Annotated in this window: 15 protein-coding genes; 8 read left to right on the top strand and 7 right to left on the bottom strand. The window is 70.9% G+C overall.

Annotation, left to right across the window (positions count from 1 at the left end):
* Window positions 1–25 precede the first annotated feature (25 nt).
* Window positions 26–1,639 carry a methionine--tRNA ligase gene (gene metG / locus ACZ5WC_RS11225; protein ID WP_468540515.1) on the top strand — a complete coding sequence of 538 codons (1,614 nt, stop codon included), beginning with the start codon at window positions 26–28 and terminating at the stop codon, window positions 1,637–1,639.
* Window positions 1,640–1,728: 89 nt separating this feature from the next.
* On the opposite strand, the gene ACZ5WC_RS11220 is transcribed toward metG, so the two are convergent.
* The 3 genes from ACZ5WC_RS11220 to aspS all read right to left on the bottom strand — a co-directional run bounded on the left by ACZ5WC_RS11220 (window position 1,729) and on the right by aspS (window position 5,246).
* Window positions 1,729–2,310, bottom strand: coding sequence for a Uma2 family endonuclease (locus ACZ5WC_RS11220; RefSeq protein ID WP_468540514.1), 582 nt, complete (start codon window positions 2,308–2,310; stop codon window positions 1,729–1,731).
* Between the two features lie 113 nt (window positions 2,311–2,423).
* Window positions 2,424–3,212, bottom strand: a complete 789-nt coding sequence (locus ACZ5WC_RS11215; RefSeq protein WP_468540513.1) for a L,D-transpeptidase family protein — start codon at window positions 3,210–3,212, stop codon at window positions 2,424–2,426.
* Window positions 3,213–3,449: 237 nt separating this feature from the next.
* Window positions 3,450–5,246, bottom strand: a complete 1,797-nt coding sequence (aspS, locus tag ACZ5WC_RS11210; RefSeq protein ID WP_311120555.1) for an aspartate--tRNA ligase — start codon at window positions 5,244–5,246, stop codon at window positions 3,450–3,452.
* Window positions 5,247–5,415: 169 nt separating this feature from the next.
* On the opposite strand from aspS, the gene ACZ5WC_RS11205 reads away from it, so the two are divergent.
* Window positions 5,416–7,536 carry an ATP-binding SpoIIE family protein phosphatase gene (locus tag ACZ5WC_RS11205; RefSeq protein WP_468540512.1) on the top strand — a complete coding sequence of 707 codons (2,121 nt, stop codon included), beginning with the start codon at window positions 5,416–5,418 and terminating at the stop codon, window positions 7,534–7,536.
* A 10-nt stretch (window positions 7,537–7,546) separates the two neighbouring features.
* Here the strand turns inward: ACZ5WC_RS11205 and ACZ5WC_RS11200 are convergent, their stop codons facing one another.
* The 3 genes from ACZ5WC_RS11200 to ACZ5WC_RS11190 form a co-directional block, all read right to left on the bottom strand.
* Window positions 7,547–8,656, bottom strand: a complete 1,110-nt coding sequence (locus ACZ5WC_RS11200; RefSeq protein WP_468540511.1) for an AI-2E family transporter — start codon at window positions 8,654–8,656, stop codon at window positions 7,547–7,549.
* 65 nt (window positions 8,657–8,721) lie between these two features.
* On the bottom strand, window positions 8,722–9,678 hold the full coding sequence (locus tag ACZ5WC_RS11195) for a pirin family protein (RefSeq protein ID WP_468540510.1): 957 nt from the start codon (window positions 9,676–9,678) through the stop codon (window positions 8,722–8,724).
* A 208-nt stretch (window positions 9,679–9,886) separates the two neighbouring features.
* Complete coding sequence (locus ACZ5WC_RS11190) at window positions 9,887–10,336, bottom strand: SseB family protein (RefSeq protein WP_468540509.1); 450 nt, start codon at window positions 10,334–10,336, stop codon at window positions 9,887–9,889.
* 184 nt (window positions 10,337–10,520) lie between these two features.
* Between ACZ5WC_RS11190 and ACZ5WC_RS11185 the strand changes: the two genes are divergently transcribed.
* From ACZ5WC_RS11185 to ACZ5WC_RS11165, 5 genes are all read left to right on the top strand, one after another.
* Entirely contained in the window at window positions 10,521–12,347 is a 1,827-nt protein-coding gene (locus tag ACZ5WC_RS11185) for an acyl-CoA dehydrogenase (RefSeq protein WP_096628810.1), read from the top strand.
* A 111-nt stretch (window positions 12,348–12,458) separates the two neighbouring features.
* Window positions 12,459–13,085 carry a Uma2 family endonuclease gene (locus ACZ5WC_RS11180; protein ID WP_468540508.1) on the top strand — a complete coding sequence of 209 codons (627 nt, stop codon included), beginning with the start codon at window positions 12,459–12,461 and terminating at the stop codon, window positions 13,083–13,085.
* Between the two features lie 87 nt (window positions 13,086–13,172).
* Entirely contained in the window at window positions 13,173–14,471 is a 1,299-nt protein-coding gene (locus ACZ5WC_RS11175; protein ID WP_468540507.1) for a M18 family aminopeptidase, read from the top strand.
* 132 nt (window positions 14,472–14,603) lie between these two features.
* Window positions 14,604–17,546 carry an AfsR/SARP family transcriptional regulator gene (locus ACZ5WC_RS11170; protein WP_468540506.1) on the top strand — a complete coding sequence of 981 codons (2,943 nt, stop codon included), beginning with the start codon at window positions 14,604–14,606 and terminating at the stop codon, window positions 17,544–17,546.
* Window positions 17,547–17,780: 234 nt separating this feature from the next.
* Window positions 17,781–18,506 carry a DUF4232 domain-containing protein gene (locus ACZ5WC_RS11165; protein ID WP_468540505.1) on the top strand — a complete coding sequence of 242 codons (726 nt, stop codon included), beginning with the start codon at window positions 17,781–17,783 and terminating at the stop codon, window positions 18,504–18,506.
* Between the two features lie 46 nt (window positions 18,507–18,552).
* Here the strand turns inward: ACZ5WC_RS11165 and ACZ5WC_RS11160 are convergent, their stop codons facing one another.
* Window positions 18,553–20,370, bottom strand: coding sequence for an NHL domain-containing thioredoxin family protein (locus ACZ5WC_RS11160; protein ID WP_468540504.1), 1,818 nt, complete (start codon window positions 20,368–20,370; stop codon window positions 18,553–18,555).
* Window positions 20,371–20,434: 64 nt separating this feature from the next.
* On the opposite strand from ACZ5WC_RS11160, the gene ACZ5WC_RS11155 reads away from it, so the two are divergent.
* The gene (locus ACZ5WC_RS11155; protein WP_468540503.1) at window positions 20,435–20,926 is read left to right on the top strand and encodes an LURP-one-related/scramblase family protein; all 492 of its coding nucleotides are present in this window, start codon (window positions 20,435–20,437) and stop codon (window positions 20,924–20,926) included.
* Window positions 20,927–20,985 lie beyond the last annotated feature (59 nt).

The raw sequence follows: 20,985 nt of genomic DNA, 5'->3' as shown, positions 1-20,985 counted from the left end.
TGAACGGGCCGTTAGGATTTCGACCATGGCGGCCACTGGATCCGAGAAGCAGGGGGCGACGGCGTACTACGTCTCGACCCCCATCTACTACGTCAACGACGCTCCTCACCTGGGCCACGCCTACACGACCGTCGCAGGCGACGTGCTCACGCGCTGGCACCGCCAGCGCGGCGAGAAGGTGTGGTACCTCACCGGCACGGACGAGCACGGTCAGAAGATCATGCGCACGGCCGAGGCGAACAACGTGACTCCGCAGGCTTGGGCGGACAAGCTCGTCGAGGAGGCGTGGAAGCCCCTCTGGGAGCACCTGAACATCGCGAACGACGACTTCATCCGGACCACGGAGAAGCGGCACACCGACCGTGTGCAGGAGTTCGTCCAGGACCTGTACGACAAGGGCGAGATCTACAAGGGCGGGTACGAAGGCCCGTACTGCGTGGGCTGCGAGGAGTACAAGCTCCCCGGCGATCTGATCGACGGCGAGGGCGAGTTCGCCGGTCAGAAGCTGTGCCCGATCCACAAGAAGCCGGTGGAGCTCCTCAAGGAGGAGAACTACTTCTTCAAGCTCAGCGAGTACGGCCCGAAGCTGCTGGAGTTCTACGCGGCGAACCCGGGCTTCATCCAGCCCGAGTCGGCGCGCAACGAGGTCGTGAACTTCGTCGAGCAGGGCCTCCAGGACCTGTCGATCTCCCGCTCGACGTTCGACTGGGGCGTCCCGGTGCCGTGGGACGACAAGCACGTCATCTACGTGTGGGTCGACGCGCTGCTCAACTACGCGACGGCGGTCGGATACGGCGCCAACCAGGAGAAGTTCGAGGGTACGTTCCCGGCGAACGTGCACCTGATCGGCAAGGACATCCTCCGCTTCCACTCGGTGATCTGGCCCGCGATGCTGATGGCGCAGGGCCTGCCGCTCCCCGGCAAGGTCGTCGCCAACGGCTGGCTGATGGTCGGCGGCGAGAAGATGTCGAAGTCGAACCTGACCGGCATCAAGCCGCAGGACCTGACCTCGCACTTCGGCGTTGACGCCTACCGCTGGTATTTCCTGCGGGCCATCTCCTACGGCAGCGACGGGTCGTTCTCCTGGGAGGACTTCTCCGCCCGCTACACCTCCGAGCTCGCCAACGACTACGGCAACCTCGCCTCGCGCGTCGCGGCGATGGTCGGCAAGTACTTCGGCGGGGCGCTGCCGGAGGGGACGGCCGCCGGTGACGCCGAGCGGGCCGTGCAGGAGGGCCTGGCGAAGGCCGTGGCGACCGCCGACCGGAAGATCGGCGAGGAGCTGGACTTCCAGGGCGGCATCCTGGCGATCTTCGACTTCGTGAAGCAGGTCAACGGCTACATCACGGAGCAGGAGCCGTGGAAGGTGGCCAAGGACACCACTCCGGAGGGCCAGGCCCGTCTGGCGACCATCCTCTACACCGCCGCCGAATCGCTGCGCGGGGTCGCGGTCCTGCTCAACGCCGTGATGCCGGAGACCTCGCAGAAGCTCTGGGAGTCCCTGGGCGCCGAGGAGTCCCTGGGCGCGCTGGCCGACCAGAAGGTCCAGGACGCGGGCACCTGGGGCGTCCTGTCCGCGGGCACGACGGTGACGAAGGGCGCGGTGCTGTTCCCCCGCCTGGAGGAGAAGCCCGCGTAGCGGTTGACGTACGTACGCCGGGAGCCCGGGACCGCGAGTGGCGGTCCCGGGCTCCTGCTCTTACGGCGTCGGGCTCTTACGGCGTCGGGTCAGCGCACCCAGTTGTTGAGCGGCTCGGTGTCCAACTCGATCCCGACCGGGTCGGGCAGGGTGACGGTCTTGCCGTACGGCACCGTCACGACCTGCTCGTAGCGCACACCGTCGGGCCCCGAGTGGACCTTCACCTCGCAGGCGTCCCGGTCGATCAGCAGATAGACGGGGATTCCGGTCTCGGCGTACGCACGCGGCTTCTCGACGCGGTCGCGACGGTCGGTGTCCTCGTCGTACGAGGTGACCTCGACGACCATGAGGACGTCGTCGGGGCTGGCCCACTCACCTTGGCCGACAAAGCTGTCGATCGGAGCGAGACTGGCATCGGGGCGGGCGTTGCCCCTGCGGTAGGACTCAATACGGAGGCCTTGCTCGCCGAAGAGCCACCTGCTCGGATCCGACTGCATGCAGATCTGCGTCAGCCAGGCGATGATCCGCCCGTGGTCCCCGTCCGGCACAGCCTTGACCCCCAGTTTCCCGTTCACGAACTCCAGCCGCAGTGCCTCCTCAGCACGTATGGCGCTACGGGCCAGTTCCTCGAAGACGTCCTGCGTCAGGACGCGGTCCTCGACCACGCTCACAACGACCTCCTCCTGCACCGGGCCACCGGGTCACTTGCACCGGGGAACATTCTCAGCGTACGGGCAAGGGGCCCCGCCCGTACGCCCGATCACCGGCTCACCGGCTCACCGGCTCACCGCCCCAACGACCCCGCGTCCCCCATCACGATCACCGGGTTCATCGCCGGGTCCAGGGTGCGCAGGAGCTCCTTCATGCGCTTCTCCGGGACCGAGACGCAGCCCTGGGTGGGGCCGCCGTGGTCGACGTGGATCCAGATGCCTCCGCCGCGTCCGAGACCGAGCGGGCGGGTGCGGTTCAGGGGGCTGACGCCCTCCGTGCGGTTGTAGTTGATCGCGATGACGTAGTCGAAGGAGCCCTCCAGCGACTCCCCGAAGAAGCCCACGCCGTCCACCGCGAACCGGGGGTGCTCGTCGTACGGAAGCAGCGCCCCCGGGTCGGGGAGGCGGCCGCCCGCGTCGGTGAGGGAGTAGACGCCCGTCGGGGACCGCAGATCACCCGCCACGTGGTGGTCGGTCCAGCCCTCCATACCGTTGTGGGTCTGCCAGGGACCCGCGACGGGCTGCCAGCCCCGCGCGGGGTCCTCCCGGCTGTACAGGACCGCGCTGGACTGGTTGGAGTCGGCTTCCTCCCCCGTCACGACGAACGCCTGCCGGGCGTCGGCGGGGATCTGCGCCCGGGTCTGTGGCCCCAGGCCCGGGATCTCCGCAGGCGTGGGGGTGGGCTCGGCACTGGGTGAGGTCCGGGGCGTGGACGCGGCGTCGGACTGGGGGCCCGCCGCGCCCCGCGCCGGGTCGGTGGGGGCGGAGGCGGATGGCGTACCGGAGGAGCAGCCGGTGAGCAGCAGGGCCAGGGCGAGGAGCGGTGCGACGAGCAGGGTGGGCGGGCGGCGCGGGACGGACACGGCGGCGGGCTCCTCGGGTGACGGCGGACGGCGTGGCGGGGCGGCACACCGTGTGAGAGGGGTGTCTCGGTGCCAGTCTTTGCCGCGCCCGGCCCGGCCGAACCCGAACCGGGGCCATCCGGCTGTACCGCGTCGCCCGCCCGTCACCGGCTCTTCCGCGCATGCAACGAAACAGCCCCCGATCAGGTGATCGGGGGCTGTTTCACGTGAAACATCCGCGGAGCGGGACGGTGCGCCCTACTTCTCCGAGGCGGGCTTCTCCGTCGCGCCCTTCGCGGCGACCGGCTTGCGCAGCTGGATGTTCAGCTCGCGCAGACGGGTCTCGTCCAGCTCGGTCGGGGCGCCCATCATCAGGTCCTGGGCGTTGCCGTTGAGCGGGAAGGCGATCGTCTCGCGGATGTTGGGCTCGTCGGCGAGCAGCATCACGATGCGGTCGACACCCGGGGCGATGCCACCGTGCGGCGGGGCGCCGAGGCGGAACGCGCGGAGCATGCCCGCGAACTCGTGCTCGACGGTCTCGCGGTCGTAACCGGCGATCTCGAAGGCCTTGAGCATCAGCTCGGGCTCGTGGTTACGGATGGCGCCCGAGGACAGTTCGATGCCGTTGCAGACGATGTCGTACTGCCAGGCCAGGATGTCCAGCGGGTCCTTCTCCTCCAGGTCGGCCAGGCCGCCCTGGGGCATCGAGAAGGGGTTGTGCGAGAAGTCGATCTTCCCGGTCTCCTCGTCCCGCTCGTACATCGGGAAGTCGACGATCCAGCAGAACCGGAAGACGCCCTCCTCGAAATGACCGGCGCGCTTGGCGGCCTCGACCCGGACGGCCGACATGATCTTGGAGACCTCGTCGAACTCGCCCGCGCCGAAGAAGACCGCGTGGCCCGGGACCAGCGAGAGACGCTCGGTGAGCGTCTTGACGTCGGTCTCGGTGAGGAACTTGGCGATGGGACCGGCCAGCGTGCCGTCCTCGCCCACCCGCACCCAGGCCAGGCCCTTGGCGCCGTGCTCGACGGCGTACTCACCGAGTCCGTCGAAGAACTTCCGGGACTGGCCCGCGGTGTCCGGGACCGGCAGCGCGCGGACGTGCTTGCCCGCGAACGCCTTGAACCCGGAGTCGGCGAAGACATCCGAGATGTCGACGAGCTCCAGCTTGGCGCGCAGGTCCGGCTTGTCGTTGCCGTACTTCAGCATCGACTCACGGAACGGAATGCGCGGGAACGGCGAGGTGACCTCACGGCCGTTGCCGAACTCGGTGAAGAGCTCGGTCATCAGCTTCTCGATCGGCTGGAAGACGTCCTCCTGCTCGACGAAGGACATCTCGACGTCGAGCTGGTAGAACTCGCCCGGCGAACGGTCCGCACGGGCGTCCTCGTCGCGGAAGCAGGGTGCGATCTGGAAGTAGCGGTCGAAGCCCGAGATCATCAGCAGCTGCTTGAACTGCTGCGGGGCCTGCGGCAGCGCGTAGAACTTGCCGGGGTTCAGCCGGGACGGGACGACGAAGTCACGCGCGCCCTCGGGAGAGGTCGCGGTGAGGATCGGGGTCGCCATCTCGTTGAAGCCGAGGGCCACCATCTTGGAGCGGATGGAGGCGATCACGGCCGAGCGCAGCATGATGTTGCGGTGCATGCGCTCGCGGCGCAGGTCGAGGAAGCGGTACTCCAGGCGCCGCTCCTCGTTGACGCCGTCCTCGGTGTTGATCGTGAACGGCAGCGGGCCGGCCTCGCCGAGCACCTCGACCTCGGTGACCTCGATCTCGACCTCACCGGTCGGCAGCTCCGGGTTGACGTTGTCGGCGCCGCGCGCGGAGACCTTGCCGTCGATACGGACGACGGTCTCCTTGGTCAGCTTCGCCAGGGCGTCGTTGCCGGGGGTGCCGGGGCGGGCGACGAGCTGCACCAGACCGTAGTGGTCGCGCAGATCGATGAAGAGGATGCCGCCCAGGTCTCGGCGATTGTGCAGCCAGCCGCTCAGCCGGACGTCGGTGCCGACGTCAGAGGCGCGGAGCTCGCCGCAGGTGTGGGACCTGTACCGATGCATCGTCGTTCATCCAGTCTTCGCGGTTAGGTGGTGTGGATTGAGCCTCCCCAGGCTACCGCCCAGGGCCGGGCCGCTTCATTTCCCTTTGCGCTGCCCGCCCGCCCGGCCGCCGGGGCAGGTGGCCGCCCCTCGGTGGCGTCCGCCGATCAGATCTTCCTAAAGTGGGGCAATGCGCACCGAGGAAGTCCTGGCCGCGATCGCGACGGGCCTGTGGCGCTGGGACAACGCAGCCGGCACGGTCACGCTCGACGCGGAGGCGGCCCGGCTGCTCGGCCTGCCGCCCGAGCCCGGCAGCTACCGGGAGTCGGCGGTGCGCTCCCGTTTCCATCCGGTCGACTGGAACGAGATCTACGGGGTCGTGAACCTCGCCGTCACCGAAGGCACCCTGGCCGAGGCGCGGCTGCGGATCGTCGACGAGCGTGGACGGGTGCTCCGTACCGTGCGCAGCCGCTCCAAGCCGGTCATCCCCGACGGCCGGGACACCGAGCACTACGTCCTCATCGGCACCCTCCAGGAGGTCGCCGAACCTCAGCCCGGCTCCTCCGACGTCTCGCACCCGCCGATCACCGGGGACTGGCGCCGCTCCCGGGAGGCGTTCCTGCTGGACGCCGGGCGGGCGCTGGCCGAGGCCCGGTCCACCGAGGAGGTGCTGCGGGTCGCCGGATCGCTGTCCATGCCCGGCTTCTCCCCCGACGGGCTCGCGGTCTTCGGGGCCGCCGGGGAGCGGCTGACCATCATCGGGCACCACGGGCACAACGTGGGGGACGAGGATCCCTTCACCGACATGCCGCTGGAGACCGACTACCCGGCCGCCGAGGTCGTCCGCACCGGCCGGGCGATCTACCTCCCGTCGCCGGAGGAGTACCGCCGCCGCTACCCCGCCACCTGGCCGCTCGCCCGGCGCTTCGGCCGGCAGTCCTGGGCCTTCCTGCCGCTGGTGTCCTCCGGCCGCACGATGGGCGCCTGGATGGCCGGGTTCCGGCATCCGGTGGGGTTCTCGCCCGACGAGCGCGCGGTGCTCTCCACGGTCGCGCGGATGCTCGCCCAGGCCCTGGCCCGCGCCGGGGTCGCCGAGACGGAGCGTGAGCTGTCACTCGGGCTCCAGCGCTCGATGATGCCGACCCTGGGACCGGACATCCCTGGTATGACGGTGGCCGCACGGTACGTGCCGACCGGCGGCGGGCTCCAGGTCGGCGGCGACTGGTACGACATGATCCCGCTGCCCAACGGACGCATCGCCCTGGTCATCGGGGACGTCCAGGGCCATGACGTCCGGGCCGCCGGACTGATGGGCCAGCTCCGCATCGCCCTGCGCGCCTATGCCTCCGAGGGGCACCGCCCGGACGCGGTGCTCTCCCGGGCCTCACGCTTCCTGTCCGGGCTCACCGACGCGTACGAGAGCGTGGAGGGCGACCAGGAGCCCCCGGCGCCGCGCTTCGCGACCTGCCTGTACGCGGAGGTGAACCCCGAGGCCGGGACCCTGGACATCGCCCGTGCGGGCCATCCGGACCCGGTGGTGATCAGCGCCGACGGCACCGCGGTGATCCGGCAGACGGCGGGCGGGCTGCCGCTCGGCATCGAGACGGACTCCGACTACCCCACCACCCGGGTGGTGCTGGAACCCGGCGAGACGATCATGCTGTGCACGGATGGCCTGATCGAGACCGGCGGACACGACATGGCCACCGGCTGGACCCGGCTGCGCCCGGTCCTGGAGGAGCCCACCGAGGATCTGGAGGGGATGGCCGACGCGCTGGTCCAGGCCGTGCACGGGCCGACCTCTCACTACACGACGGGACCGCTCGCGGACCGGCGCGAGGACGACATCGCGGTCCTGGTGCTGCGGCGCGAGATCGCCCCGGCCCGGGAGGCCCCGCCGCGCCGCAGCGTCCTGACCATCGCGCAGGCCGAACCCGAGCGGGTCTCGGTGGGGCGGCAGCTCGTACGGGAGCTGCTGCACGACTGGAGCGACCCGGAGCAGGTCGACTCAGCGGTCCTGATGGTCTCCGAGATGGCCACCAACGTGCTCGTCCACACGGACGGGGACGCGCTGATGGCGGCGGAGGTCGCCGGGGAGCGGGGGCAGCGGCGGCTGCGCGTCGAGGTGGCCGACGCCAGCGACGAGCTGCCGCACAAACGGCGGCCCGGCGAGATGGCGTCCAGCGGGCGGGGGCTGGTGCTGATGGAGATGCTGGCGGACGCGTGGGGGGTGGACCCGCGGGGGGAGGGGAAGTCGATCTGGTTCGAGCTGTACGAGTCGGACCAGCCGGGGGAGTCGGCGGAGGCCTGATTCCGGAGGCCTACGGGGCGGCGGGGCCGCCGGACGGGCCGGGTTCGCCGCCCGGCGGGCCGGGAGGCGGCCCCGAAGGCACCCCGTACCCCTTCCGCAGCTCCCCCAGCACGCCGAAGGCCGCCGCGCACAGGGGCACGGCCAGCAGCATGCCGAGCAGGCCCGCCACGCTCGCGCCCGCCGTCAGCGCGACCATGATCATGGCGGGGTGCATCTGGACCGTACGGCTCTGGATCATCGGCTGGAGCACATGCCCCTCCAGCACCTGGACCGCGAGCACCACCCCCAGGGCCCACAGGGCGATCACGAACCCCCGGTCGGCCAGTGCGACGAGCACGGCGACCGCGCCGGAGATGAAGGCCCCGAGGTACGGGATGTACGCGCCGACGAAGACCAGCGCACCGAGCCCCACCGCCCCCGGTACGTCCAGGACCAGCAGCCCCACCGTGATGCACACGGCGTCGATGAGGGCGATGAACGTCGTACCGCGCATGAAGCCCTCGACGGCCTCGAAGGCCCGGCGCCCCATGGCCTCCACCAGGTCGCCGGTGCCGCGCGGGGCCACCGAGTGGGCGAGGTTCACGGCCCGGTCCGAGTCGCGCAGGAAGAAGAAGGTCAGCAGCAGGGCCAGCACGCTGGTCGCCACCAGGGTCCCGACCAGGCTGAGACCGCTGAGCAGACCGCCCGCCGCGCTCGCCCCGAACTTCTCGACCAGGTTCTGCGCGTTGTCGGCGAGGTTGTCGACGTCCGTGGCGCCCGCGATGTCCAGGTGGTCGACGACCCACTGACCAGCGTCCTTCAGCGAGGCGACGATCTGGGCGCCGGAGTCGACAAGGGCGGTGACGACGATGTATCCGACCCCGCCGACCACCGCCACGAGGGCCGCGCAGGTCAGACCCGCGGCCAGGGACCGGTTGAGTCTGCGGGCGGTGAGCCATCGGTGGACGGGACCGAGCAGCGCGGTCCCGAGAAGGGCGAGGAGTACCGGGGTGACCGCGGTCTTGAGGGCGACGACCAGCCAGACAGCGACGGCGGCGACGGCCACGACGAGCAGGACCACTCCGCACCAGGCTGCCGTGCGACGGGCGTTGTCAGGAAGGAGGGGACTGGATGCGGGCACCTTCCCACCCGATCACGGTGTGCGCGGGCGGGCTCGCCGACGCACACCGTACGGGTGACGTCCCGTCACATGCCGTGGACGGCCGGGACCGTTCCCAGGCGGCCTGCCTGGAAGTCCTCGAAGGCCTGCTTCAGCTCGGCCTGACTGTTCATCACGAAGGGACCGTAGTGCGCCATCGGCTCCCGGATCGGGCGGCCGCCGAGGAGGACGACCTCCAGGTCCGGGGTGTGGCCGTCCTGCCGCTCCTCCGCGCGGACGGTCAGCGAGCCGCCGGCGCCGAACACCGCGGTCTGGCCCATCGCGACGGGCCGGCGCTCCGCGCCCACCGTGCCGCGCCCGGCCAGGACGTACGCGAGGCCGTTGAAGTCCTCGCGCCAGGGCAGGGTCACCTCGGCGCCGGGCCGGACGGTGGCGTGGATCATCGTGATCGGGGTGTGGGTGATGCCGGGCCCCTGGTGGCCGTTGAGCTCACCGGCGATGACCCGGAGCAGCGCGCCGCCGTCCGGGGAGGCGAGGAGCTGGACCTCACCGCCGCGGATGTCCTGGTAGCGGGGGTTCATCATCTTGTCGGCCCTGGGGAGGTTCACCCAGAGCTGCAGGCCGTGGAAGAGCCCGCCGGACATGACGAGCGACTCCGGCGGCGCCTCGATGTGCAACAGGCCCGAGCCCGCGGTCATCCACTGGGTGTCGCCGTTCTCGATGGTGCCGCCGCCACCGTTGGAATCCTGGTGGACGAAGGTCCCGTCGATCAGGTACGTGACGGTCTCGAAGCCCCGGTGCGGGTGCCAGGGCGTGCCCTTCGGCTCGCCCGCGGCGTACTCCACCTCACCCATCTGGTCCATCATGATGAACGGGTCGAGGTGCCGGTAGTTGATCCCGGCGAACGCGCGGCGCACCGGGAAGCCCTCGCCCTCGAAGCCGCTGGGCGCGGTCGTGACGGCGAGCACGGGACGGGCCGCGGCGTCACCCGAAGCCGCCACCTTGGGCAGGGTCAGCGGGTTGTCGACGGTCACTGCGGGCATGGAAGCCACCTCCGGGCGAGTGTTCTGGAACCAATTTAGTTGAATGGTGAACATCTCGCAAGGCCCCATGCATTCCCGGGCAGCGAAAAGGGTCCGCGCCACCCCTGGCACGGACCCTTGCCCGAACATCGAAACCGCAGGTCAGCGACCTGACGGGCGGGGACACCCCGCTCATGCAGAAGCAGCCGCCTACCCGTACAGCGGCCGCCTACCCGTACATACGACGCATCGCGAAGTCGACCATCTGCTCCACGGCCTTGGCGTCGAAGACCATCCGGTGGTCACCCTCCATGTCCAGGACGAAGCCGTAGCCCGTCGGCAGCAGGTCGATCACCTCCGCCCCGGTGATCACGAAGTACTTGGAGTCCTTGCCCGCGTACAGCCGCAGCTCCTTGAGCGTGGTGAACATCGGGATCACCGGCTGCTGGGTGTTGTGCAGGGCGAGGAAGCCGGGGTTGTCACCGCGCGGGCAGTAGACCTTCGACGAGGCGAAGATCTGCTGGAAGTCCTCCGCGGAGAGGGAGCCGGTAGTGAAGGCCCGTACCGCGTCGGCCAGTGAGGGCGGTGAGGGTTCGGGATACAGCGGCTGCTCCGCGTAGCCGCCGCCCATCTGACCCATCTGCTGCTGAGCACCAGGGTTCTGGTCGTAGCCGTACATGCTGCAAAGAGTAATCGGACACATCTACGGCTTGAGGGGTTGCGCCTTATTACTGACGGGTAGCATCATCGTAGAGGTCAGCTGACACACCCACGTCTCTCTGTACCGAACGCCTGCCCGTCGCCCGACCCGCATCACTCCCCGGGGCGCTGTGCGCCACTGCTATTGATTACGGAGCCTTCCCATGGGGCACTACAAGTCGAATCTCCGCGACATCGAGTTCAACCTCTTCGAGGTCCTCGGGCGCGACAAGCTGTACGGCACCGGTCCGTTCGCGGAGATGGACGTCGACACCGCGAAGAGCATCCTGGAGGAGATCGCCCGCCTCGCGGAGAACGAGCTCGCCGACTCCTTCGCCGACGCCGACCGCAATCCGCCGGTCTTCGACCCGGAGACCAAGACGGCACCGGTCCCGGCGAGCTTCCAGAAGTCGTACCAGGCCTTCATGGACTCCGAGTACTGGCGCCTGGGCCTGCCCGAGGAGATCGGCGGCACCACCTCCCCGCGCTCCCTGATCTGGGGCTACGCGGAGCTGCTGCTCGGCTCGAACCCGGCCGTGTGGATGTACTCCTCCGGCCCGGCGTTCGCCGGCATCCTCTTCGAGGAGGGCAACGAGGAGCAGAAGAAGATCGCGGAGATCGCCGTCGAGAAGCAGTGGGGCTCGACGATGGTGCTGACCGAGCCGGACGCCGGTTCGGACGTCGGCGCCGGCCGGACGAAGGCCGTGCAGCAGGAGGACGGCTCCTGGCACATCGAGGGTGTGAAGCGCTTCATCACCTCGGGCGAGCACGACATGTCCGAGAACATCATCCACTACGTGCTGGCCCGCCCCGAGGGCGCGGGACCGGGCACCAAGGGCCTCTCGCTCTTCATGGTCCCGAAGTTCCACTTCGACTGGACCACCGGCGAGCTGGGCGAGCGCAACGGTGTGTACGCGACGAACGTCGAGCACAAGATGGGCCTCAAGGCCTCCAACACCTGCGAGATGACGTTCGGCGACCAGCACCCCGCCAAGGGCTGGCTGATCGGTGACAAGCACGACGGCATCCGCCAGATGTTCCGCATCATCGAGTTCGCCCGCATGATGGTCGGCACGAAGGCCATCGCCACGCTCTCCACGGGCTACCTGAACGCGCTGGAGTACGCCAAGGAGCGCGTCCAGGGTCCGGACCTGGCGAACTTCATGGACAAGACCGCGCCCAAGGTCACCATCACGCACCACCCGGACGTGCGCCGCTCCCTCATGACGCAGAAGGCGTACGCCGAGGGCATGCGCTCCCTCGTGCTCTACACGGCCTCGGTCCAGGACGCGATCCAGGAGAAGGAGGCCGCGGGCGAGGACGCCAAGGCGCTGAACGGCCTCAACGACCTGCTCCTGCCGATCGTGAAGGGCTACGGCTCCGAGAAGTCCTACGAGCAGCTCGCCCAGTCGCTCCAGACCTTCGGCGGCTCCGGCTACCTCCAGGAGTACCCGGTCGAGCAGTACATCCGGGACGCCAAGATCGACACCCTCTACGAGGGCACCACGGCCATCCAGGGCCAGGACTTCTTCTTCCGGAAGATCGTCCGCGACCAGGGCGCCTCGCTCAACACGCTCTCCGAGGAGATCAAGAAGTTCCTCGCGAGCAACCACGGCAACGAGGAGCTGGCCCCCGCGCTGGACTCGCTCGCCAAGGCGGCCGTGGACCTGGAGGCGATCGTCGGCACGATGATCACCGACCTCACCGCGACCGGCGAGGACGTCAAGAACATCTACAAGGTCGGGCTCAACACGACCCGCCTGCTGATGGCCTCCGGCGATGTCGTCGTCGGCTACCTGCTGCTCAAGGGCGCGGCCGTGGCGGCGGAGAAGCTGCCGACCGCCGCCGCCAAGGACGTCGCCTTCTACCAGGGCAAGATCGCCGCCGCGAAGTTCTTCGCCGCGAACGTCCTGCCGGGCGTCTCGACCGAGCGCGCGCTCGCCGAGTCCGTCGACAACTCCCTGATGGAGCTGGACGAGGCCGCTTTCTAGGACCTCGCACTTGATCAGTACGTCAACCAGTGCCGCCATCCGGAATTCGTTCGGGTGGCGGCACTGTCGTATCGACTGGGTACGCTGAGTGCACGGCCCAGAATCCCTTCCATGGGAGGAACCATGACCGCCGAGGCACAGTCCGAAGCGTCGCAGCTGCGGCGCGCCAACCCCGGGTGGCCGGTCCCGCCAGCGGACGGCTACACCGTGGACGATTTCTTCACGCTTGACGACCTCCCGCCGCACACAGAGCTGATTGACGGGAGCCTGGTCTTCGTGAGTCCGCAGCGCGACTTTCACACGCTGGCGATGTACCTGCTGGAGCAGGGGTTGCGGCAGCACGTCCCGAACGACCTTCGCGTACGTCGCGAGATGGCGATCGTGCTGGGCAAGAGAAACGCTCCTGAACCCGACCTGGTCGTGGTCCAGGCGGAAGCGATCAAGGGCCGCCGCCAGACCCACCACGAAGCCGCCGACGTCCTCCTCGCCGTCGAGGTCGTCTCCCCCGACTCCGAGGACCGCGACCGGGACACCAAGCCGCACAAGTACGCGGCTGCGGGCATCCAGCACTTCTGGCTGGTCGAGATGACCGGCGAGAACGATCGCCCCATGGTCATCACCTACGAGCTCGACCCGGTCAACAAGAGCTACGTCTCCACCGGCGTCCACCACGACCGGCTCAAGCTCTCCGCCCCGTACGACATCGACATCGACCTGACCGCGATCGACGAGCTGTAGGCCACGGGTCGGGCCACGGCCCTGGAGACCCACGGATCTCCCCGGTCACCGGATACCGGACCCCCTGTCCTCGCTACAGTGAGGAACATGAGTTCTCCCCTCCGGTTCGACCGTGCGCACACCGATGATCTGATGACCTTCCTGGCAGCCAGCCCGTCCCCGTACCACGCCGTCGCCAACTCCGCCGCCCGTCTGGAGGAGGCCGGGTTCCGGCAGGTCGAGGAGACCGCTGCCTGGGACGCGTCGGCGGGCGGGAAGTACGTGCTGCGCGGCGGGGCGATCGTCGCCTGGTACGTGCCGGAGGGCGCGAAGGCGCACACCCCGTTCCGGATCGCGGGGGCGCACACCGACTCCCCGAACCTGCGGGTGAAGCCGCTGCCCGACACCGGGACGCACGGCTGGCGCCAGATCGCCGTCGAGGTCTACGGCGGCACGCTGCTGAACACCTGGCTCGACCGGGACCTGGGCCTGGCCGGGCGGATCTCGCTGCGGGACGGCACCCACCGGCTGGTCAACATCGACCGGGCGCTGCTGCGGGTGCCGCAACTCGCCGTCCACCTGGACCGGTCGGCCAACACCGAGGGGCTCAAGCTCGACCGGCAGAAGCACATGCAGCCGATCTGGGGGCTCGGCGATGTGGAGGAGGGCGACCTCATCCGCTTCGTCGCCGAGGAGGCGGGCGTCGACGCCGAGGAGGTCACCGGCTGGGACCTGATGCCGCACGCCATCGAGCCGCCGTCCTACCTGGGACGGGACCGGGAGCTGGTGGCCGGGCCCCGGATGGACAACCTCCTCTCGGTGCACGCCGCGACCGCCGCCCTGGCCGCCGTCGCCGGGCAGCCCGACGCCGAGATCCCGTACATCCCGGTGCTGGCGGCGTTCGACCACGAGGAGAACGGCTCCCAGTCCGACACCGGGGCCGAGGGGCCGCTGCTCGGATCGGTGCTGGAGCGCTCGGTGTTCGCGCGCGGCGGTACGTACGAGGACCGCGCCCGCGCCTTCGCCGGGACGGTCTGCCTCTCCTCCGACACCGGCCACGCCGTGCACCCCAACTACGCGGAGCGGCACGACCCGACGCACCACCCGGTCGCCAACGGCGGTCCGATCCTCAAGGTCAACGTCAACATGCGGTACGCCACCGACGGCAGCGGCCGCGCGGTGTTCGCCGCGGCCTGCGAGAAGGCGGGCGTGCCCTGGCAGAGCTTCGTCTCCAACAACGCGATGCCCTGCGGCACGACGATCGGCCCGATCACCGCGGCCCGGCACGGCATCCAGACCGTGGACATCGGCGTCGCGATCCTCTCCATGCACAGCGCGCGTGAGCTGTGCGGCGCGGACGACCCGTATCTGCTGGCGAACGCGCTCACGGCGTTCCTGGCGGGCTGACTCGCCGCCGTCCGACGGCCGAAAACCGGCGTCGACCAGGCATGACCGGCGCCGGGCCGCGCGCGGCCCCGATATTCTGGGGCGGATCCCCGCGCCCCCGGCGCGGGCGCACCCCCGGAAGGAAAGCCGCCCGTGGAGTTCCGGCTGCTCGGCACGGTCTCTGTCGAAACGCACGCCGGGCCGCTGCCGCTCGGGCCCGCCAAAAGGCGCAGCCTGCTGGCCGCGCTTCTGATGTCGGCCAACACCCCTGTATCCATCGGCAGGCTGACGGACTCCCTCTGGGACGACGAGCCACCGCGGCACGCCCGCAGCGTCATCCAGGGGCACGTCTCCCGGCTTCGCGCGCTGCTGGCGGGCGCGGAGGCGTACGGGGTCGAGCTCGTCACCCTCGACGACGCGTACGTCCTGCGGATGCCGGAAACCCTGCTGGACTCCCAGCGGTTCGAGGAGCTGCTGCTCCTGGCGCGGGAGCAGCGTTCCCCCACCGACACGGTCCTGATGCTCAAGGAGGCCCTCTCCCTGTGGCAGGGCCCGGCGCTCGGCGGAGCTCTCGCCGGGCCGCTGCTGAGAGCGGCCGCGCACTCGCTGGAGGAGTCCCGGCTGACGGCACTGGAGCATCTGGCCCGTGCGTACGGGGCCTTGGGCGAGCACCACCACGCGGCGGCCCTGCTGGCGGCGGAGACGACGGCCCACCCGCTGCGGGAGTCGCTGGCCGCGGCGCTGATGCTGGCTCTGTACCGGTCCGGGCGCCAGTCGGAGGCGCTGGACCGCTTCCACCACACGCGACGGCTGCTCGCGGACGAGCTGGGCATCGACCCGGGCCAGGAACTCGCCGACGCGTACGCGCTGATCCTGCGCGGGACGCCCGAGCGCGCGGCGACGGACGCCGGGCCCGAGGTGGACGGTGGGGCCGGAACGGACGATGTGCTGGAGGCGAACGGTGCGGCCGGGGCGGACCGTGTGCTCAGGCGCGGAAGCGTCCCCGCACCCCGGCCCACGCCCGTGCTCGGGGACGAATCCACGCCCCGGCTCCCGCCCGAGCACCCGAGCGGTCCCGCACCCGCGCCCAGAGGCGGGGACGGCCCCGGACCCCGGCTCGTGCCGGCGACCGTGCCGGTGCCCATGGGCGGCCCCGGACCCGAGGCCGCCGCCCCCGCCGACCTCCTGCCCCGTGCCCCCCGCGGCTTCCACGGGCGCGGGCCCGAACTGGCCGCGCTCACCCGGGCGGCAGCGGGCGAGGGGCCCGTGTGCCTGGTCACCGGGCCCGCCGGGGTGGGCAAGACCACGCTGGCCCTCCAATGGGCGCACCGCGGCCCCGATCTCTTCCCGGACGGGCGGCTCTTCGCCGATCTGCGCGGGTTCAGCGAGGCCGGGGAGACCGGCGAGGTCGCGCACATCGACGTACTGCGGGAGTTCCTCCTCGCGCTCGGTGTCGCACCCCGCCGCGTTCCGGAGTCCGTCCCGGCGGCCGCCGCGCTCTTCCGGTCGCTGACGAACCGGCGCAGACTGCTGGTGATCCTCGACAACGCCCGCGACTCCGCCACCGTTAGGCCGCTGCTCCCGGGCGGCAGCGGCTGCGTCACGCTGGTCACCAGCCGCCACCGGCTGGAGGGGCTGATCGCGTCGGACGCCGCCCGGCCGGTCCCGGTCGACACTCTCGAACCCCACGACGGGACGGCCCTGCTCGCCGGTGTGCTCGGCGAGGAACGGGTCCGCGCCGAACCGGTGGCGGCCCGCCGGCTCGCCGAGCTCTGCGGCGGACTGCCGCTCGCCCTGCGCGTCACCGCCGCCCGGCTGGCCGGACGCCCGCGCTGGACGCTCGCCGCGATGGCCGACGAACTGGCCGACGAGCACGGCCGACTGGCCTGCCTCGACGTGGACGACACCGGGGTCGCGGCCGCCCTGCGGCTGACCGTCCAGCACCTGCCGCCCGACGCGGTCCACCAGTTCGCCCGGCTCGGTCACCATCCCGGCTCCCGCTTCGACCCGTACGCGGCCGCCGCACTGGCGGGGACGGACCCGGTCACCGCCGCCGCCGCGCTGGAGCGGCTGGCCGCGGCCCACCTCGTCACCGAGACCGCCCCCGGGCGCTGGGTACTGCACGACCTGGTGCGCCTGTACGCGCGCGGCCTCGACCCGGCCGCCGGGCCCGAGGCCCTGGCAGGCGTCCTCGACCACTACATCGCCACCGCCCTGGCCGCCGCCGACACCGCGGAACCCGGCGGTGAGCCCTGCTTCGTCCTGCCGGACGACTACCGCCGCCCCACCTCCGTACGGGACTTCGCCGACCGTACGGCGGCGATGCGCTGGCTGGCCGCCGAGCGCGACGACCTGGCACTGGCCGCGGCCGCCGCCCGGGACGCCTCTCTCCACGACCGGGCCTGGCGGATCATCCTGCTCCAGTGGCCGCAGGTGGTGTGGCGGGTACGGGACAGCTGGGCCCCGCTGCTGGAGCTGGCGCTGGACTCGGCGCGCGCGGGCAAGGACACGTACGCCGAATCCCGGGTGCTCACCCTGCTCGGCTGGGTGCTGACGGAGGAGGGCCGGACCGCCGAGGCCGCAGCCCTGCTGGAGCGCTCGCCGCTGCTCGCCCGCGAGGCCGGCGACCTGCTGGGCGAGGCGACCGCGCTGATCAACCTGGCAGTCGTCCAGGCCGAACTGGGCGATCTGGACACGGCGCAGGAGGGTTGCCTACGGGCCGTCGAGCTGGCCCGTACGGAGGCGGACCGGCACACCGAGATGCTCGGCCTCCAGCACCTCGCCCGGATGCGGCTCACCGCAGGCCGCCCCGAGGAGGCCCTCGTGTCCGCCCGGACGGCTCTCGACCTGGGCCCCGAGCACGAGGAGGCGGCCCGCCGGACCCTGCTGCTGGCCATCAGCGGCGAGGCGCGCCTCGCGCTCGGCGAGGAGGACGAGGGGGTACGGCTGCTGGACCTGGCGGCGGAGGAGGCGGAACGCGCCGGCTACGACGAGGGGGCCGTACGGGCACTGGCGGCGCTGCTGCGCGTGACGGCGCGGACGGACTACCGGCAACGGCACGAACAGGCGCTCAGGCGGCTCTCCGACGAGGGGTGAGCGGGCCCCCGTACCCGGACCGCACGGCGCACGGACACGTAGGTCAGCCGAAGTACGGGGCTCATCGCACAGGGACGTGAAGCGGACCGCACAGCGCTCAGCCCGCACGTCAGCCGGACGTCAGCGGCGCGACAGCGATACGTGAGCGGCGGCGGGCAGAGTCGTTCCCGTCAGCAACCCGGGGCAGCCGTCTTGACCAGGCGTCGCCTCACCATCACTTCCGGGGGAGTCTCCGTGCGTAACTACCGCAACCGCAGCACCGTTCTGGCCGCCGCGTCCACCGCCGTCCTGGCCCTCGCCCTCACCGCCTGTGGCGGGGACGGCACCGGCACCAAGTCCGCCGGTCCGGCCGGCAGCGGCTCCGTGACCGTCGCCGCACAGGCCCCCGAGTCCGGGAAGGCCGCGGACGACGCCAAGGACACCGGCACGACGGGTTCCGTGGAAGCGGGCACCGGCACCGAGCAGGCCGCCAGCAAGGCCAAGGGCTCCGGCACGGCAGGCACCACCGGCTCCACCGTCGGCACTTCCCAGGCCTCCGCCCCCCTCTGCACCGCGCGGGGCCTGAAGATCACCGCCGAGCGGCAGGACGGCCCGCCCTACACCCACCTCACGCTGACCGCGAAGAACACCTCCGGCGCAGGCTGCGAGATGAAGGAGTACCCGCACATCCACTTCCTGGACAACGCTCGGGGCATCGTCCCGCCCGTCGCCAAGAGCAGGCCGGAGGCGCCGGTGATCCTGGAGCCGGGTCAGTCCGCCTACGCCGCGGTGCGCATGTCCGAGGGCGGCCGGAAGGAGAGCACCGAGACGGTGAAGGAGTTCACGGTGACGCTTAAGGCCAACGGCGGCGGGATGGCGGTCGTGAAGTCTCCCGCCCCCGAAGGCCTCGCCGTCAACCCGCAGAAGTGGGCCACCGGTTACTGGACCACCGAGCTGCGCAACGGCGCCGACGAGTTCTGAGCCGTCAGAACGGTCAGAACCGTCGGAGCCGTCAAGCGATCCGCCGTCAGGCAGGGCTGTCCATCCCGGCCAGGACCAGCGCCAGCCGGGCGGTGCCGTCGGCGGTGACGCGGACCGGAACGCCCCAGTCCTGCTGGTGGACATGGCAGGCCGGGTACTCGTTGGCCGGGTCGTCGTCGCAGGACGCCGCCATCGCGGAGACATGCAGGACGCCCTCGGTGACCCCGTCCGCGAGGACCAGGTCGCGCCCGAGGTCGGTGCCCGCTCCGTCCCCGTCCGCCAGCAGCTCGGGCGGGGTCGCGGAGACCAGCAGCCGGGTCGAGGGCCCGTAGCGGGTGTCCAGCTTCTGTCCGGCGGGCGCCTGGAAGACCACGTCGAGACGGAGGGTTCCCGGGGCGATCTCGGTGGCCGCCCGCTGGGTGCGGTGCGCCTGGTCGGCGACCCGGACCGCCTCCTCCGGCAGGCGGAGCCGGGTCAGCCGGTGGCGGGCGGACTCGACGACGACCAGATCGCCGTCGACCAGCAACGCGTCGCTGGGCTCGCGGACATCGGTGGCGAGGGTGGTGACCTCGCCTGAGGCCGGGTCGTAGCGGCGCAGCGCGTGGTTGTACGTGTCGCTGATCGCGACGGACCCGTCGGGCAGCGCGGTCACGCCGAGCGGATGTTGCAGGAGCGCCTGGCCGGCGGCCCCGTCGCGGTGGCCGAAGTCGAAGAGCCCGGTGCCGACGGCCGTGTGGACGTGCCCGTCGCGGTCGACGTACCGCAGCGCGGAGGTCTCCGAGTCGGCGACCCAGAGCCGCTCCCCGTCGGCGGAGACGGCCAGCCCGGACGGCTGGGCGAACCAGGCCTCGGCGGCCGGTCCGTCGACCAGCCCTTCGTTGGTGGTCCCGGCGGCGACACGCACGGTCTGCCCCTCGGGGTCGTACGTCCACAGTTGGTGCACGCCCGCCATGGCGATCCACAGCCGGTCACCGAACCAGGCGATGTCCCACGGCGAGGAGAGGTCCACCTCGCGCGCCGGACCGCTGGTCGGATTCCCCTGCCACCACTGGCGGCCGGTCCCGGCGAGGGTGGTGGTCACCCCGGTCGTGAGATCGAGGGCCCGGATCGCGTGGTTGACGGTGTCCGCGACCGCGATGCGCCCGTCGGGGAGGGCGGCGAGCCCCTGCGGTTCGCTGAACCGGGCCTCGTCCGGGCCGCCGTCGCCGAGACCGCGCTCGCCCGTCCCGAAGTACCGCCGTACGGTCTCGCCGTCCGCGTCCAGCTCGACCAGACGGTGCCGGGTGGTGTCTGAGACGAGGAAGCCCCCGCCGGGCAGGAGCAGCGCCTTGCCCGGGAAGCGCAGATGCGTGGCGACGGCCTCGGGGGCGACGTAGGGGCCGTCGCCGCGGCGGAGCGTGCCCTTGGCGGCGTGCTCGGCCTCCAGCTCAGCAACGAGCGTCTCGATGGCGTGGGCGTGCCCCTCGCCCGCGTGCTGGGCGACGACATAGCCCTCGGGGTCGATGACGACCAGCGTCGGCCAGGCCCGTACGGCGTACTGCTTCCAGGTGGCCAGCTCGGGATCGTCGAGGACGGGATGGTGGACCTCGTAGCGCTCGACGGCGTCCACGACGGCCTGGTGCTCGGCCTCATGGACGAACTTCGGCGAGTGGACGCCGATGACCACCACGGTGTCGCGGTGCTTCTCCTCCAGCTCGCGCAGCTCGTCCAGGACGTGCAGACAGTTCACACAGCAGAACGTCCAGAAGTCGAGAATCACGATGCGCCCTCGCAGGTCAGCGAGGGTGTACTGCCGGTCGCCTGTATTCAGCCAGCCGCCCTTGCCGATGAGTTCGGGGGCGCGGACGCGTGCACGAGTTGCCATGCCACCAGTCAACACCGTGGCCGCCTGCGCGCATTCCGCCGGGCCCCGGGGGAACCTGTGTCGCATGAGACTTGTTGTGCGTGAGCGGCTGTTCGCCATCGGTGACGACTACTGGATCGAGGACACCGAGGGCCGCAAGGTGTTCCTGGTCGACGGCAAGGCGATGCGGCTGCGCGACACCTTCGAGCTCAAGGACGCCGACGGCCGGGTCCTGATCGAGCTGCGCCAGAAGCTGATCAGCCTGCGCGACACGATGCTCATCGAGCGCGGCGGTGAGGAGCTGGCCAAGGTCAAGCGCAAGCGGCTGTCCCTGCTCCGCAACCACTACCGCGTGACGCTGGCGGACGGCACGGAGCTGGACGTCAGCGGCAAGATCCTGGACCGCGAGTTCGCCATCGAGTACGACGGCGAGCTGCTGGCCCAGATCTCGCGCCGCTGGCTGACGATCCGGGACACGTACGGCATCGACGTCGTCCGCGACGACGCCGACACCGCGCTGCTGATCGGGGTGGCGATGTGCGTGATCGTGCTGGCGGACAAGGAGACCGAGGGCTGACACCGCGCCCGCACGGGGGTCGTTGTTTCACGTGAAACAACGACCCTCGTGACACAGCG

The organism is Streptomyces sp. NPDC033165 (assembly GCF_055577965.1).
This window is presented reverse-complemented; position numbering and strand designations above follow the sequence as displayed.

Bases quoted from the DNA above. Each gene is read 5' to 3' on its own strand.
- metG (WP_468540515.1), top strand. From the start codon at position 26: ATGGCGGCCACTGGATCCGAGAAGCAGGGGGCGACGGCGTACTACGTC.
- aspS (WP_311120555.1), bottom strand. From the start codon at position 5,246: ATGCATCGGTACAGGTCCCACACCTGCGGCGAGCTCCGCGCCTCTGAC.
- ACZ5WC_RS11205 (WP_468540512.1), top strand. From the start codon at position 5,416: ATGCGCACCGAGGAAGTCCTGGCCGCGATCGCGACGGGCCTGTGGCGC.
- ACZ5WC_RS11195 (WP_468540510.1), bottom strand. From the start codon at position 9,678: ATGCCCGCAGTGACCGTCGACAACCCGCTGACCCTGCCCAAGGTGGCG.
- ACZ5WC_RS11190 (WP_468540509.1), bottom strand. From the start codon at position 10,336: ATGTACGGCTACGACCAGAACCCTGGTGCTCAGCAGCAGATGGGTCAG.
- ACZ5WC_RS11185 (WP_096628810.1), top strand. From the start codon at position 10,521: ATGGGGCACTACAAGTCGAATCTCCGCGACATCGAGTTCAACCTCTTC.
- ACZ5WC_RS11180 (WP_468540508.1), top strand. From the start codon at position 12,459: ATGGGAGGAACCATGACCGCCGAGGCACAGTCCGAAGCGTCGCAGCTG.
- ACZ5WC_RS11175 (WP_468540507.1), top strand. From the start codon at position 13,173: ATGAGTTCTCCCCTCCGGTTCGACCGTGCGCACACCGATGATCTGATG.
- ACZ5WC_RS11160 (WP_468540504.1), bottom strand. From the start codon at position 20,370: ATGGCAACTCGTGCACGCGTCCGCGCCCCCGAACTCATCGGCAAGGGC.
- ACZ5WC_RS11155 (WP_468540503.1), top strand. From the start codon at position 20,435: ATGAGACTTGTTGTGCGTGAGCGGCTGTTCGCCATCGGTGACGACTAC.